The sequence below is a fragment of the Streptomyces sp. Act143 genome (genome assembly GCF_003143935.1).
GTDB lineage: Bacteria > Actinomycetota > Actinomycetes > Streptomycetales > Streptomycetaceae > Streptomyces.
The window spans coordinates 907,054-920,356 of the sequence record NZ_QFRX01000001.1; the positions used below are offsets into that span (position 1 = coordinate 907,054).

Consider the following 13,303-nt stretch of genomic DNA (forward strand, 5'->3'; position numbering starts at 1 on the left):
CGATGGACGACTGGCGAGACCATGCCGCGTGCCGCCACGAGGACCCCGACCTCTTCTTCCCGATCGGCAACACCGGCCCTGCACTGGTCCAGACGGAACAGGCGAAGGCGGTCTGCCGCCGCTGTCCCGTCCGGGAGCGGTGCCTCGAGTGGGCCATGGAGACCGGGCAGGCCATAGGCGTCTGGGGCGGCACCAGCGAGGCCGAACGACGTTCACTGCAACGGCGCCGGGCCAGGGCCGGACGCTCCTCCGGCTAGGCCGGGGACGCGCAGCGTGAAGACGCTTCCGGCGCCGGGCTCGCTCGCCGCCTCCACGGTGCCGCCGTGCGCGGCCATCAGATGGCGGACGATCGGCAGGCCCAGGCCGCTGCCCCCGGTGCGGCGGCTGCGGGACTTCTCGGCGCGCCAGAAGCGCTCGAAGACGTGCGGCAGGTCCTCGGCGGCGATGCCGCTGCCGGTGTCGGCGACCTCCAGGACGACGTCGGCGCCGTCGGCACGCGCGGACAGCGTGACCGAGCCGCCCGCGGGCGTGTGGCGCAGGGCGTTGGAGACGAGGTTGCCGAGCGCCTGCCGCATCCGCACCGGGTCGGCGTCCGACCAGGGCGCGCCCTGGGTGTCGGTGCGCAGGGCGACACCGGCCGCGTCGGCCGCGACGCGGTGGGCGGCGGCGACCTGGCCGAGCAGTTCACCGACGGCGACGGGTTCGCGGTGCAGCCGCAGCGTGCCGGCGTCGGCGGCGGCCAGGTCCTGGAGGTCGTCGATGACGCGCTGGAGGACGAGGGCCTCCTCGTGCAGGGAGGTGAGCAGGGCGGTGTCCGGCTCGACGAGGCCGTCCTTGGTCACCTCCAGCCAGCCGCGGATGTTGGTGAGCGGGCTGCGCAGTTCGTGGGCGATGTCGCTGACCATCGCCTTGCGCTGCTCCTCCAGGCGTTCGCGGCGTTCGGTCAGCGCGTTGAAGGCGGCGGCGAGGATGCCGGTCTCGTCCCGGGTGGTGACGGGCACCCGCACATGGAGCTCGGGCGGCTGCCGGGCCGCCTCGGTCAGCGCCCGCAGCGGCCGGACGAGCCGGGTGGCGACCACGACGGTCACGGCGACGGTGACGGCGAGCACCAGCCCGGCGGCGCCGAAGACCTTGGCCTTGTTGGCCGCGGACATGTCGAAGCGCACGGCGGGGGTGTCGCCGATGCCGAGGAACAGTTCGGCGCGCGGCGCCACGTACGGGTCGAGCTGGACCCGGCGCGCGCTGTCCAGGCAGCGCTGTGCGGCGCGGGCGGCCTGGTTCTGGGGCTGGGCGGCGAGCTTGCCGATGCCGTACCGGGTGGGCAGGTTCCGGTCGCCGACGTCGACGGTCACGAACAGCGGCGGGGTGAAGTCCAGGTGGTGCCGGTCCAGGCAGTCGCGTGCCAGTTCCGACAGCTGCCCGAGCGCCTTCTCCTCGGTCTGGGTCGGGGAGTTGAGTCTGCCGTCGGCGCACTCCAGGGGCACGTCGTCGTCGTTGCTGAGGGCGGGACGGCCACTGGGGGTGTCCACGATCGTGGTCACGATGCCGTGGCGGGCGAAGCAGCGCTTCCTGGCCTCGGCCAGCTTGCCGAGCCTGGCACGTTCCTGGGCCGGCAGCAGATAGGGACCCACCACGCGCGGATCGATGCCGCTGCGCTGTGCCCCGCGGTCGGTGTAGGTGTCCGTGCGCAGCGGGTCGATGGTGGCGGCGGCGCGCGGCGGCAGGGCGGTGCCCGGTGGTGCGGAGTCGGCGATGGTGGTGCGCTCGGTGGTGGTCAGGGCGATCCGCCGCCCGGTCTTCGCGGACAGCTCCCGTACGGTCTTCTCGATGCCCTTCCAGTCGGGGTGGGTGGCGGCGTGGCCGCTGAGCCGGGCCAGGACGTCGGTGTCCTCGGCGAGGACCTGTCCCTGTTCGTCGCGCAGGGCGCGGGTGGTCGTCTCCACCGCCAGCCACGCGGTCGCCGCCACGGAGCAGACGGCGATCAGGACGGTGGCGACGAGCAGCCGGACCAGCAGCCGCTTGCGCAGCGGGATACCGGGGCGTCTCATCCGCGACCGCCGCTCAGCTTGTACCCGACGCCGAACACCGTCAGCAGCCGCACCGGTCTGCGCGGGTCGGCCTCGATCTTCCGGCGCAGGTTCATGATGTGGACGTCGACGGCCCGCTCGGTGGACGCCCGGTCGATGCCGCGGGTGCATTCCAGCAACTGCCGCCGGGAGAAGACGCGTTCGGGCTCGGCGGTCATGGCGAGCAGGATGGCGAACTCGGCGGGCGTGCACTCCACCGTCTCGCCGTCGCAGCGCACCTCGTGCCGCACGGGGTCGACGTGCAGCCCGGCCGCCCGAACGGGGGCGGCGCCGCGTCCGCTGCGGCGCAGGACCGTCCGGATCCGCGCCATCAGCTCGCGCGGACTGTAGGGCTTGGTCATGTAGTCGTCGGCGCCCGTGTCCAGGCCGAGCAGCACGTCGTCCTCGGTGGCCCGGGCCGTGAGCATGAGCACCGGGACGTCGCCCTCCCGGCGCAGCGCCCGGCACACGCCGAGCCCGTCGAACACGGGCAGCATCAGGTCCAGCACGACCAGGTCGGGCCGCAGCCGCCGCACCGCGTCCAGGGCCGCTCCGCCGTCGTGGACCACGGTGGCGGTGTGGCCCTCCGCCAGCAGGGAGCGGCGTATGAGTTCGGCCTGCATCTCGTCGTCCTCGGCGACCAGCACATGTGCGCACACCCGGCGGATCCTAGACGGCTCAGCGGGCGAGGGAATCGTTGTCACCCATCACGACGACCGGGTGCCGGTCGGGGTCCAGGGCCCGGAGCAGTTCCTTCATGTGCTCCTTGGCGATGCTGACGCAGCCCTGGGTCGGCCCGTCGTGGTCGACGTGGAACCATATGCCGCCGCCGCGCTCCGCACCGAGGGGGCGGGTCCAGTCCAGCGGGGTGGTGCCGGGCACGCGGTTGTAGTTGATGGCGACGACGTAGTCGAAGGAGCCCGCGAGGGGCTCGCCCCGGGAGCCGGTGCCGTTCGCGGTGAAGCCGGGGCCCTGGTCGTACGGGAGCCGGGTGCCGGGGTCGCGGAGCCGTCCGCCGGCGTCGGTAAGGGTGAACACGCCGACGGGTGAGCGCAGATCGCCGACGCGGTGGTGGTCGGTCCAGCCGCGCAGCGCGTTGTGCGCGGGCCAGCTCTCCCCCTCCTGCCAGCCGTGGCCGGTGCGCTCGTAGAGGACGACCGTGGAGAGCGGGGAGTTCCGGCCGCGGCCGGTGACCACCACGGCCTGCCGGGCGTCGTCGGGCACCTTCGCCCAGGTCTTCGGGCCGAGGCCGGGCAGTTGCTGCGGGGCCACGTCGAGGGAGACCGGCGGTGCGGGCCGAATCGACGTGGGGGCCGGCGGTCGCGGGGGTTCGGCGGTGGCCGCGGCGCCTCCCCCGCACCCGGTGAGGACGAGGGAGGCGGCGAGCAGCGCGGCATGCGGTCTGCGAGTGATCATGGGTCGACCTTCGCGGACACTTGTTTGGAACTCGTCAGGTTGCGGCTCGGGTCGTCGCCCCCTTCTCAGGAGCGCTCGGCCGACCCTTCCCTAGGGTGCGCTCGGCTTGCCCTGTCCGTACACCCAGGTCTGGAACAGACCGTCCAGGTCCTTCCCCGACGCGCGCTCCGCCAGTCGCACGAACTGGGCGGTGGTGCCGTGGCCGTCGCGGTGTCCGGCGGCCCAGGCCCGCAGGATCAGGAAGAACGTCCGGTCGCCGACGGCCGTGCGGAGCTTGTGCAGGGCCATGGCGCCGCGGGCGTACACGGGGGTGCCGAAGATGTTCGCGCCGCTGCCCGGGTCGCCCGGCGGGAACTCCCACAGGCCGTCGCTCGCCGGCCGGGCGTACAGCGCGTCGAAGGTCTTCTGCGCGCTGTCGCCGCCGTGCTGTTCCTCGTAGAGCCACTCGGCGTAGGTCGCGAAGCCCTCGTTGAGCCAGATGTCCTTCCAGGAGGTGAGGGTGACGGAGTCGCCGAACCACTGGTGGGCGCTCTCGTGGACGAGGGTCCCGAGGTCGGGTGCCCGGTCGTACACGGGACGCGTCTGGGTCTCCAGCGCGTAGCCGACGTTCGGGGCCCGGTCGACGATCGAACCGGCGGCCTTGAAGGGGTAGGGCCCGAAGAGCTTGCTCTCCCATTCCAGGACGGACGGCAGTTTCCTCAGCACCGGCGCGGCGGCGCCGGCCTCCCGGGGGTCGACGGCGTTGTAGACCTGGATGCCGTCGCGGGTGGTGAACTGCTCCACCTTGAACTTCCCGACCGTCGCCGTGGCCAGGTAGGCGGCCATGGGCTCGCTCTGGCGCCAGCGGAACGTGGTGTACCCGCGCGCGGTGTGCCGGCCGAGCAGGACACCGTTGGCGACGGCGGTGCGGCCGTCGGGGACGGTGATCGTGAAGTCGTACGACGCCTTGTCCTTGGGGTGGTTGTTCGCCGGGAACCAGGTCATCGCGCCCTGCGGCTCGCCCGCGACGAAGGCGCCGTCGTCGGTGGGGATCCAGCCGTCGAGCGAGCCGTCCGGGTCGGTGACCGGTGCCGGGGTGCCCCGGTAGGTGACGGTGACGCGGAACCACTGGCCCCGGTGGAGGGCGTGGCGCGGGGTGACGGTGAGTTCCTGTCCGTCGCGGCTGAAGTCCGCCTTGTCGCGGCCGACCGTGAGGCCGGTGACCTTCAGTCCGTTCAGGTCGAGGTTGAAACGGCTCAGGTTCTGGCCGGCGCGGGCGGTGAGGACGGCCGTGCCGGAGAGGTGGCGGCCGGCCGGGTCGTAACGGAGGGTCAGATCGTAGTGGTGGACGTGGTAGCCGCCGTTGCCGGCCAGCGGGAAGTAGGGGTCGCCGACACCGGACGTCCCCGACGACGGGGGTGCCGCGGCGCCGAGCAGGGTGACGAGGGCGACGGGGACGGTTCCGAGGACGAAGGCGCGTCTGACGGATCTGGGCACGTGCGCTCCTGCGGTCGAGGGGCGGAAGACGGCTTCACACTAAGGGTGATCTCCGCGGAACTCGCCCTGGATCAGGTCAAGTCGTGGCGTGCCCGGAGTTACGCTCCGGGCACGCCCCCGACCCCGGAGAGAGGCCCGCCGTGAGCATTCGCGTCCGCCGCGTCTATGAATCGCCCGAGCCCGAGGACGGCGTCCGAGTCCTGGTCGACCGGCTGTGGCCGCGCGGCCTGTCGAAGGACGCGGCCCGGGTGGACGAGTGGCCCAAGGCCATGACCCCGTCGACCGAGCTGCGCCGCTGGTACCACGCGGGCGAGGGGTCCTACGAGGAGTTCGCCCGCCGGTACGAGGCGGAGCTGGCCGCACCGGAGGCGTCCGAACTCCTCGATCACGTCCGGGAGTTGGCGGGCAAGGGGACGGTGACGCTGCTGACGGCCGCGAAGGCTCCCGAGGAGAGCCACGCGGCCGTGCTCGTACAGCTGTTGGGGTGAGAGGCCGGGCGATCGCCCGGCCGCGGGGCGGCGGGGCCTCCGATCGGATCGCCGCCCGACCGCCCGACCGACGCGTCAGCCCGTCTGCCGCGCCGCCGCTCGTCCCGCCGCCCGCCCCGAGAACAGGCAGCCGCCCAGGAACGTCCCCTCCAGCGCGTTGTAGCCGTGCACGCCGCCGCCACCGAAGCCGGCCACCTCGCCGGCCGCGTACAGGCCCTCGATCGGCGCGCCGTCGGCACCCAGTGCCCGTGAGTCCAGGTCGGTCTGGATGCCGCCGAGGGTCTTGCGGGTCAGGACGTGCAGCTTGACGCCGATGAGGGGCCCGGCCGCGGGGTCGAGGATGCGGTGCGGGGCGGCGACCCGGCCGAGCTTGTCGCCGATGTAGCGGCGGGCGTTGCGGATGCCCTGGACCTGGGCGTCCTTGCTGTACGGGTTGGCCATCTGGAGGTCGCGGGCCTCGATCTGGCGCCGCATGTCGGCCGCGTCGAGGAGCGGCTTGTCGGTGAGGGCGTTCATCTTCTCGACGAGCTCCTCCAGGCCGGGCGCGGACACGAAGTCGGCGCCCTTGCGCAGGAACGCGTCGACCGGGCCCGGGGCCCCCTTGCCCAGCACCCGCGTCCTGAGGAACCCGACGCGGTCCTTGGCGGTGATGTCGGGGTTCTGCTCGGAGCCCGACAGCGCGAACTCCTTCTCGATGATCTTCTGGGTGAGGATGAACCAGGAGTGGTCGTACCCGGCGATGTCCTCGGTGGTGCGCAGGTGCTTGAGGGTGCCGAGGGTGTCGTAGCCGGGCAGGCAGGGGTCGGGCAGCCGGCGGCCGAGGGCGTCGAACCACAGGGAGGACGGGCCGGGCAGGATGCGGATGCCGTGTCCCGGCCAGATCGGGTCCCAGTTCTGCAGGCCCTCGGTGTAGTGCCACATGCGGTCGCGGTTGACCAGGCGGACGCCGGCCTCGGCGCTGATGTCGAGCATGCGGCCGTCGACGTAGGCGGGGACGCCGGTGACCATCTCGGTGGGCGGGGTGCCGAGGCGTGCGGGCCAGTAGCGGCGGACGATGTCGTGGTTGGCGCCGATGCCGCCGGTGGTGACGACGACGGCCTGGGCGGTGAGTTCGAAGTCGCCGACGCGGTCGCGGTTGGACCGCACGCCGCGGGCGGAACTGTCCTCGGCGAGGACGGTGCCGCGTACGCCGCGGGCCTGGCCGTCCTCGATGACGAGGGCGTCGACCTGGTGGCGGTGGTGGAAGGTCAGCAGTCCGTCCCGGGCGGCCTGCTTGGCGTGGTTCACGAAGGGTTCGACGACGCCGGTGCCGGTGCCCCAGGCGATGTGGAAGCGGGGCACGGAGTTGCCGTGGCCGTGGGCGCGCAGGTCACCGCGCTCGGCCCAGCCGACGGTGGGCAGGAACGTGATGCCGTGCCCTTCCAGCCAGGACCGCTTCTCACCGGCCGCGAACTCGACGTAGGCGCGGGCCCAGCGCACCGCCCAGGAGTCCTCGTCGTCGACGCGGTCGAAGCCGGCGCTGCCCTGCCAGTCGTTCCAGGCGAGGTCGAAGGAGTCCCTGATGCCGAGCCGCCGCTGTTCCGGGGAGTCGACGAGGAACAGCCCGCCGAAGGACCAGAAGGCCTGACCGCCGAGGTTGGCGGCGTTCTCCTGGTCGACGAGCGCGACCCGGCGGCCCCGGCTGGTCAGTTCGTGCGCGGCGACCAGGCCGGCGAGGCCGGCTCCGACGACGATGACGTCGGCATCCATGGCGACCGTCCCTTCCTCATGCGGTGGTGTGACTGCCGTCGGTCAGCAGTGCGGTGAGCAGTTGCTTGAGCCAGGCCCGGGCGCGTTCCACGTCCCGGTCGAGGAGCAGTTGGGTGGTGACCCCGTCGTACGCGGCCACCACGGCATGGGCGGCGCCGTCACGGCCGCCCAGCACGGCGGGCAGCTCGGTGTGGCCCCGTGCCCGGGCCAGCCGTTCGGCGATCGCCTCGCGCAGCCGCGCACGGTGCTCCAGCAGGGTCTCGGCGACGGCCGGTTCCCGGGCGGCGTGCACCAGGAAGTCCGTCTTCACCAGGAGCCAGTCCCGGTCGAGGAGCAGCACCTCGGTGACCCGGTCGACGGCGGCGGGCACGTCGAGGTCGGGTCCGTCGAGGGCCAGTGCGCCGGAGACCTGCTCGGCGATCAGGTCGGCGCGCTGCCGGTAGAGGGCGAAGAACAGCTCGTCCAGGCTGTCGAAGTTCGAGTAGAAGGCGCCCCTGCTGTACCCGGCGGCCTCGCAGACCTCCTCGATGGAGACCCGCCCGAAGCCCTTGGCGGCGAAGACGGCGAAGGCGGCGTCGAGCAGGTTGGCGCGGGTGCGCACCCGGCGTTTGGTCACGCGCCGCGCTGTCTCCATGACTGCCCTCCGTTCGATACGCGAATGTATCCGATACACCGATGTATCGAAAGAGCCCTTTTCCCGGCGGGAACTTCTTCAATGGGAACATGTTTTCGAATAAGGAGTACGCTGGTTCCATGAGCACGCACCTCCAGTCCTCGCTCTTCGACCAGACCGACCGCCTGAGCCTCGGCCCCCTGGACGGAGTCACCCGCACCGAGCTCGGCTCCGGCGCCTGGATCGACGTGCTGCCCGGCTGGCTGGCGGGCTCGGACGCCCTGTTCGAACAGCTCGCCGCCGAGGTCCCCTGGCGCGCCGAGCGACGGAAGATGTACGACAACGTCGTCGCCGTCCCCCGACTGCTCGCGTACTACGGCCGCGGCGAGGCGCTCCCGCACCCGGTGCTGGCCGAGGCCCGCGAGGCGCTCAGCGCCCACTACGCCGACGAACTGGGCGAGCCCTTCACCACCGCCGGGCTCTGCCACTACCGCGACGGCCGGGACAGCGTCGCCTGGCACGGCGACCGGATCGGCCGGGGCGCCCGCGAGGACACCATGGTCGCCATCCTCTCGGTCGGCGCGCCCCGCGATCTGCTGCTGCGACCGGTGCGCGGCGGTTCCGGCACGGTCCGGCGCCCGCTGGGCCACGGCGATCTCATCGTGATGGGCGGCTCCTGCCAGCGGACCTGGGAGCACTGCGTACCGAAGACCGCACGCGCCGCGGGACCGCGCATCAGCGTCCAGTTCCGCCCGCACGGCGTGCACTGAGGCGGAGAGGCGGCCGCTTCGGATGCGCGCAGGGGGCTGCCTCCGGCGGACGGTGCCGGAGGCAGCCCTTCCTCTGTGCCGGGCTGTGCGGCGCCCGCACACTGGAGCACGTGACGGTGGAAACCCGGGCCCGCCGCGGCGAGTTGGACGCACTGCGCGTCTTCGTCGTCCTCGGGCTGGTCTTCTTCCACTCGGCCCTGGTGTTCTCCCCGGACGACGACTACTACGTCAAGAACGCGGACACCACCGAGGCGATCACCGTGCTCGCCGGACTCGGGGTGGTCTGGGCGATGCCGATGCTGTTCCTGGTCGCCGGCCTCGGTTCGCGCCACTCGATCCGCCGTCGCGGCGCCTCCCGCTTCACCCGCGAACGCCTGTTGCGCCTGGGCGTCCCGCTGGTCGTCGGGACGGTCGTGCTCTGCCCGCTCCCGCAGTGGCTGCGCCTGCGGGCGGCCCACTCCGGGTACCACGAGTCGTACCTGCACTTCTGGTCCCGTTTCCTCACCGTCCACCTCGACCTCGGCGACTTCCCGTTCGTGCTCGACGGGGAGTACTTCGAGACGGGGCATCTGTGGTTCGTGGTGCTGCTGCTCGTCTTCAGCCTGTTCCTCGCCCCGGTCGCCGGGCCGTTGGCGGCCTGGGGCGAGCGGGCGGGCGAGCGGGTGGCGCGCCGCCCGGCCCTGCTGCTGCTCCCCGCCCTGCCGGTCGCCGCGATCAACGCGCTGCTGGGGACGGAGGAGGGCTTCGCGGGCTGGAACCGGTGGGCCTACCTGCTGTTCTTCCTCTTCGGTTACGTCCACGCCGACGACGACCGGGTCCGCGCCGCCCTGCGGCGGATCGCCGTGCCGGTGGGCTGGACCGGCGTGCTGCTGTTCGCCGGGAGCGCCCCGGGGTTCCTCACACTGGACGACCCGTTCACCGAGTGGAACGCGGTGGCACTGGTGACGCGGGCGGTGTTCGGGGCGGCGGGCTGGTGCTGGGTGGTGGCGATCCTGGGACTGCTGGACCGGCCGCGCGCGGTCCGGCGGTCACCGTCGCGCGTGCTGGTGTACCTCGGGATCGCGGCGCTGCCGGTGTACGTCCTGCACCAGCCGGTCGTGGTCGCCCTCGCCTACGGGGTGGTCGGCTGGTCCGCGCCGCTCGTGGTCAAGTACGCGGCGATCGTGGCCGGTTCGCTGGCGGTGATCTTCGCGGTCTACGAGTACGGGGTGCGCCGGACGCGGCCGACGCGCATCCTGTTCGGCATGCGGGCGGCCCCGCCGGACACCTCTCCCACCCCGTCTGATGTGATGCCCCCGTCGGGCAGGGAACCTCCTCACACTCGGGACGATCATGCGGGCTGAAGTGCAGCAAGTCGCCGACGGCACCTACCTGGTGCACGGCTCGAACACCAACTGGGTGATCCTCACCGAGGGCGACGCCGTCACCCTCGTCGACACCGGCTACCCCGGGGACCGCGAACAGCTCCTCGACTCCCTCACCCGGGTGGGCGGTTCCCCGGCGGCGGTCACGGCGGTGCTGATCACGCACGCCCACAACGACCACCTGGGCTCCGCCGAGCACCTGCGTGCCGCGTACGGCACCCCCGTCCTGCTGCACGAGGCCGAAGTACCGCACGCCCGACGGGAGTTCCTGCACCAGGTCACCGTCGGCGACGTGCTGAGGAACGGCTGGCGGCCGGGCGTGCTGCCGTGGGCGCTGCACGCGATCCGCTCCGGCGGCAAGGAGCACGTCCCGGTGACCGCGCCGGAGGCGTTCGCGAAGCCGGGCCCGCTCGACGTGCCCGGCCGCCCGGTCCCCGTGCACACGCCGGGGCACACCGACGGTCACGTCGCCTTCCACCTCCCGGACGCCGGGGTGCTGATCTCCGGGGACGCCCTGGTGACCGGGCACCCGACCGCGCGGCTGAAGGGCCCGCAGCTGCTGCCGGACATGTTCCACCACGAGCGCGCCCGTGCCGTGGCCTCGCTCGACGTCCTCGCGGAGCTGGAGGGCGACCTCATGCTGCCCGGGCACGGCCCGGTCCACCGCGGTCCGGTCCGTGAAGCGGCACTTCAGGCCAAGGAGCGCGCCCTCTAAGGTGAGGTGACGATCACCGGCGAGACGAGGACGAACGCCCCATGGCACTGCAGATCAGCGCGACGAACCCGGAGCACCCCGCGCTCCTGCTGGAGCTGCCGTGGGACGTCCCCCTTGAGGAGTGGCCGGAGGAGGTCCTGGTCCCGCTGCCGCGCGGCATATCCCGGCACGTGGTGCGCTACGCCCGCGCCGGGAACGAGGTCATCGCCGTCAAGGAGCTCGCCGAGCGGCCCGCCCTCAACGAGTACGACATGCTGCGCGACCTCGACCGGCTCGCCATCCCCTCCGTCGACCCCCTCGCCGTGGTCACGGGCCGCACCGACACCGACGGCAACCCGCTGGAGTCCGTGCTGGTCACCCGGCACCTGGGCGGCTCGATGCCGTACCGCTCGATGTTCGAGACGACGATGCGGCCCGCGACCATGCACCGGCTCATGGACGCCCTGGCCGTCCTGCTCGTCCGCCTGCACCTGGCCGGTTTCGCGTGGGGCGACTGCTCGCTGTCGAACACCCTCTTCCGCCGGGACGCGGGCGCCTACGCCGCCTACCTGGTGGACGCCGAGACCGGCGAACTGCACCCCCAGCTGAGCAACGGGCAGCGCGAGTACGACCTCGATCTCGCCCGTGTGAACATCAGCGGCGAGCTCCTCGACCTGGAGGCCTCCGGGGCGCTGCACCCCTCCGTCGACCCGATCGAGTTCGGCATGGAGATCTGCAACCGCTACCGCGGCCTGTGGGAGGAGCTGACCCGCACCTCGGTCTACCCGGCGGGCAAGTACCACTACATCGAGCGCCGCATCCGCCGCCTCAACGACCTCGGTTTCGACGTGGCCGAGATGCAGATCGAGCACGCGACCAACGGCGACACGGTCACCTTCGTGCCCAAGGTCGTCGACGCCGGCCACCACCAGCGCCAGTTGCTGCGCCTGACGGGTCTGGACACCGAGGAGAACCAGGCCCGGCGGCTGCTCAACGACCTGGAGAGCTGGATGGCCACCCAGGACGACTACGCCCCGGGCGACCCCCTCGGCGCCCGCCCCGAGGTGCTCGCGCACCGCTGGGTGCGGGACGTGTTCCGGCCGACCGTGCGCGCCGTACCGCTGGAACTGCGCGGTTCGATGGACCCGGCGGAGATCTACCACGAGCTGCTGGAGCACCGCTGGTACCTGTCCGAGCGGGCGCAGCACGACATCGGCCTGGACACGGCGGTCGAGGACTACATCGAGAACATCCTCCCCAAGGCCCGCGAGACGCTCCAGCCCACCGAGCCCGTGGCGGAGTGACTCAGGCGGGCGGAACGACGGCCACCGGGCAGCCCGCGTGGTGCACGACGCCGTGCGCGACCGATCCGATGCGGGCGCCCACGGCGGTACGCCGGGCGCGGCGGCCGACCACCATCAACTGGGCCCGCCCGGCCACCGACAGCAGCACCTGACCGGCGCTGCCCATCTCGACGTGCTCGACGACGGGGACGTCGGGGAAACGCTGCCGCCAGGGCTTCAGGGCCGCCTCCAGCGCCTGCTTCTCGCGCGGCTCCAGACCGCCCGCCTCGTCGAGGAGCGCGAGCGAGGCGGGGCTGTAGGCGAACACCGGGGGCAGCGTCCAGGCCCGTACCGCCCGCACGGTCGCCCCGCGGGCGGCGGCGGTCTCGAAGGCGAACCCGAGGGCGGCGGCGCTGTCCTCGGGGTCCTCGCCCTGCTGGCCGACGACGATCTCCCGGCCCGCGGCCTCGGCGGCCGGCTCGTCCCCGGCGCGGACGAGGACGACGGGCCGGGTCGTCTCGGCGATCACCTGCTGTCCGACCGAGCCGAGCAGGAACCCGACGACCGGACCGTGCCCGCGCGAGCCCAGCACCAGCATCTCGGCGCCCGCCGCGGCCTCCACCAGCGCCTCGACGGTGTCGCCCTCCAGGACGTCGGTGGTCACGACGAGCCCCTGGTGCCGGGCGGCGACGCCCTCGGCGGCCTCGGCGATCGCCGCCCGCACCCACTGGGCCTGCTGCTCAGGGTCGGCCAGCACGTCGAGCGCCACGTCCGTCTGGAACCGCCAGGCCTGCACGACCCGCAGCTCCCGCCCCCGGCGGACGGCCTCCCGGGCCGCCCACTCCAGGGCGGCGAGGCTCTCCTCGGTTCCGTCGAGACCTGCGGTGATCGGGCGCGTCATACGGCTGTCTCCCTCGGCGTAAATGATCAGGCACCTGCCCTTAGTCTTCACTACGCTGCCGCCATGAGCCTGGTGTGGGAACAAGTGAACGTGGACGCGGCCGATCCCGTGGCCCTGGGCCGCTGGTGGACCGAGGCGCTGGGCTGGGTCGTCGTCAACGACGACCCGCAGGAGTACGAGATCCGTCCGGAGAAGGACCGGCTGCCGGGCCTGCTCTTCGCTCCGGTACCCGAGGGCAAGACGATCAAGAACCGGCTCCATCTCGACTTCCGCCCCGACGACCAGGCGGCCGAGGTGGCCCGCCTCCTCGCGCTCGGCGCCCGGCACGCCGATCCCGCGTACGGCGGGTTCTCGTGGGTGACGCTCCTCGATCCCGAGGGCAACGAGTTCTGTGTGCTGAGCGGCGGGACACCGCATACCTGAGCGAAGCAGGACGTTCGAACATACGATGGGCGACAGCCACAGCCGACAAACCCGGGGTGG

14 protein-coding genes are annotated in these 13,303 nt (G+C 72.6%); 7 read left to right on the forward strand and 7 right to left on the reverse strand.

The window, feature by feature from the left end; genetic code table 11:
* The first annotated feature begins 2 nt into the window (after window positions 1–2).
* Entirely contained in the window at window positions 3–257 is a 255-nt protein-coding gene (locus DI272_RS03995; RefSeq protein WP_109493739.1) for a WhiB family transcriptional regulator, read from the forward strand.
* Here the strand turns inward: DI272_RS03995 and DI272_RS04000 are convergent.
* The 4 genes from DI272_RS04000 to DI272_RS04015 form a co-directional block, all read right to left on the reverse strand.
* Window positions 213–2,048, reverse strand: a complete 1,836-nt coding sequence (locus DI272_RS04000; protein ID WP_109493740.1) for a HAMP domain-containing sensor histidine kinase — start codon at window positions 2,046–2,048, stop codon at window positions 213–215. The genes DI272_RS03995 and DI272_RS04000 overlap by 45 nt on opposite strands.
* Window positions 2,045–2,725 carry a response regulator transcription factor gene (locus DI272_RS04005; RefSeq protein ID WP_109493741.1) on the reverse strand — a complete coding sequence of 227 codons (681 nt, stop codon included), beginning with the start codon at window positions 2,723–2,725 and terminating at the stop codon, window positions 2,045–2,047. Before DI272_RS04005 ends, DI272_RS04000 begins: the two co-directional genes overlap by 4 nt.
* Window positions 2,726–2,744: 19 nt before the next feature.
* Window positions 2,745–3,482: a L,D-transpeptidase family protein gene (locus tag DI272_RS04010; RefSeq protein ID WP_109493742.1), complete on the reverse strand. Its 738-nt coding sequence runs from the start codon at window positions 3,480–3,482 to the stop codon at window positions 2,745–2,747.
* 90 nt (window positions 3,483–3,572) lie between these two features.
* Entirely contained in the window at window positions 3,573–4,958 is a 1,386-nt protein-coding gene (locus tag DI272_RS04015; protein ID WP_109493743.1) for a M1 family metallopeptidase, read from the reverse strand.
* Between the two features lie 140 nt (window positions 4,959–5,098).
* Here DI272_RS04015 and DI272_RS04020 point away from each other — a divergent pair, with 140 nt between their 5' ends.
* Window positions 5,099–5,446, forward strand: a complete 348-nt coding sequence (locus tag DI272_RS04020) for a DUF488 domain-containing protein (protein ID WP_109493744.1) — start codon at window positions 5,099–5,101, stop codon at window positions 5,444–5,446.
* A 75-nt stretch (window positions 5,447–5,521) separates the two neighbouring features.
* On the opposite strand, the gene DI272_RS04025 is transcribed toward DI272_RS04020, so the two are convergent.
* Together DI272_RS04025 and DI272_RS04030 are read right to left on the reverse strand one after the other, a co-directional pair.
* Window positions 5,522–7,195 carry an FAD-binding dehydrogenase gene (locus tag DI272_RS04025; RefSeq protein WP_109493745.1) on the reverse strand — a complete coding sequence of 558 codons (1,674 nt, stop codon included), beginning with the start codon at window positions 7,193–7,195 and terminating at the stop codon, window positions 5,522–5,524.
* A gap of 16 nt (window positions 7,196–7,211) precedes the next feature.
* Entirely contained in the window at window positions 7,212–7,829 is a 618-nt protein-coding gene (locus DI272_RS04030; protein WP_109493746.1) for a TetR/AcrR family transcriptional regulator, read from the reverse strand.
* 119 nt (window positions 7,830–7,948) lie between these two features.
* Between DI272_RS04030 and DI272_RS04035 the strand changes: the two genes are divergently transcribed.
* From DI272_RS04035 to DI272_RS04050, 4 genes are all read left to right on the forward strand, one after another.
* On the forward strand, window positions 7,949–8,578 hold the full coding sequence (locus DI272_RS04035) for an alpha-ketoglutarate-dependent dioxygenase AlkB (protein ID WP_109493747.1): 630 nt from the start codon (window positions 7,949–7,951) through the stop codon (window positions 8,576–8,578).
* A 110-nt stretch (window positions 8,579–8,688) separates the two neighbouring features.
* The gene (locus tag DI272_RS04040) at window positions 8,689–9,921 is read left to right on the forward strand and encodes an acyltransferase (protein WP_258314458.1); all 1,233 of its coding nucleotides are present in this window, start codon (window positions 8,689–8,691) and stop codon (window positions 9,919–9,921) included.
* A complete protein-coding gene (locus DI272_RS04045; RefSeq protein ID WP_109493749.1) occupies window positions 9,911–10,657 on the forward strand; it encodes an MBL fold metallo-hydrolase in 747 nt (248 codons plus the stop codon). The genes DI272_RS04040 and DI272_RS04045 overlap by 11 nt, the downstream gene beginning before the upstream one ends.
* Before the next feature lie 41 nt (window positions 10,658–10,698).
* Complete coding sequence (locus tag DI272_RS04050) at window positions 10,699–11,940, forward strand: DUF4032 domain-containing protein (RefSeq protein WP_109493750.1); 1,242 nt, start codon at window positions 10,699–10,701, stop codon at window positions 11,938–11,940.
* Window position 11,941: 1 nt separating this feature from the next.
* Here DI272_RS04050 and DI272_RS04055 read toward each other — a convergent pair whose 3' ends face one another.
* On the reverse strand, window positions 11,942–12,820 hold the full coding sequence (locus tag DI272_RS04055; protein WP_109493751.1) for a universal stress protein: 879 nt from the start codon (window positions 12,818–12,820) through the stop codon (window positions 11,942–11,944).
* 63 nt (window positions 12,821–12,883) lie between these two features.
* On the opposite strand from DI272_RS04055, the gene DI272_RS04060 reads away from it, so the two are divergent.
* Complete coding sequence (locus DI272_RS04060; protein WP_109493752.1) at window positions 12,884–13,243, forward strand: VOC family protein; 360 nt, start codon at window positions 12,884–12,886, stop codon at window positions 13,241–13,243.
* Window positions 13,244–13,303: the final 60 nt, after the last annotated feature.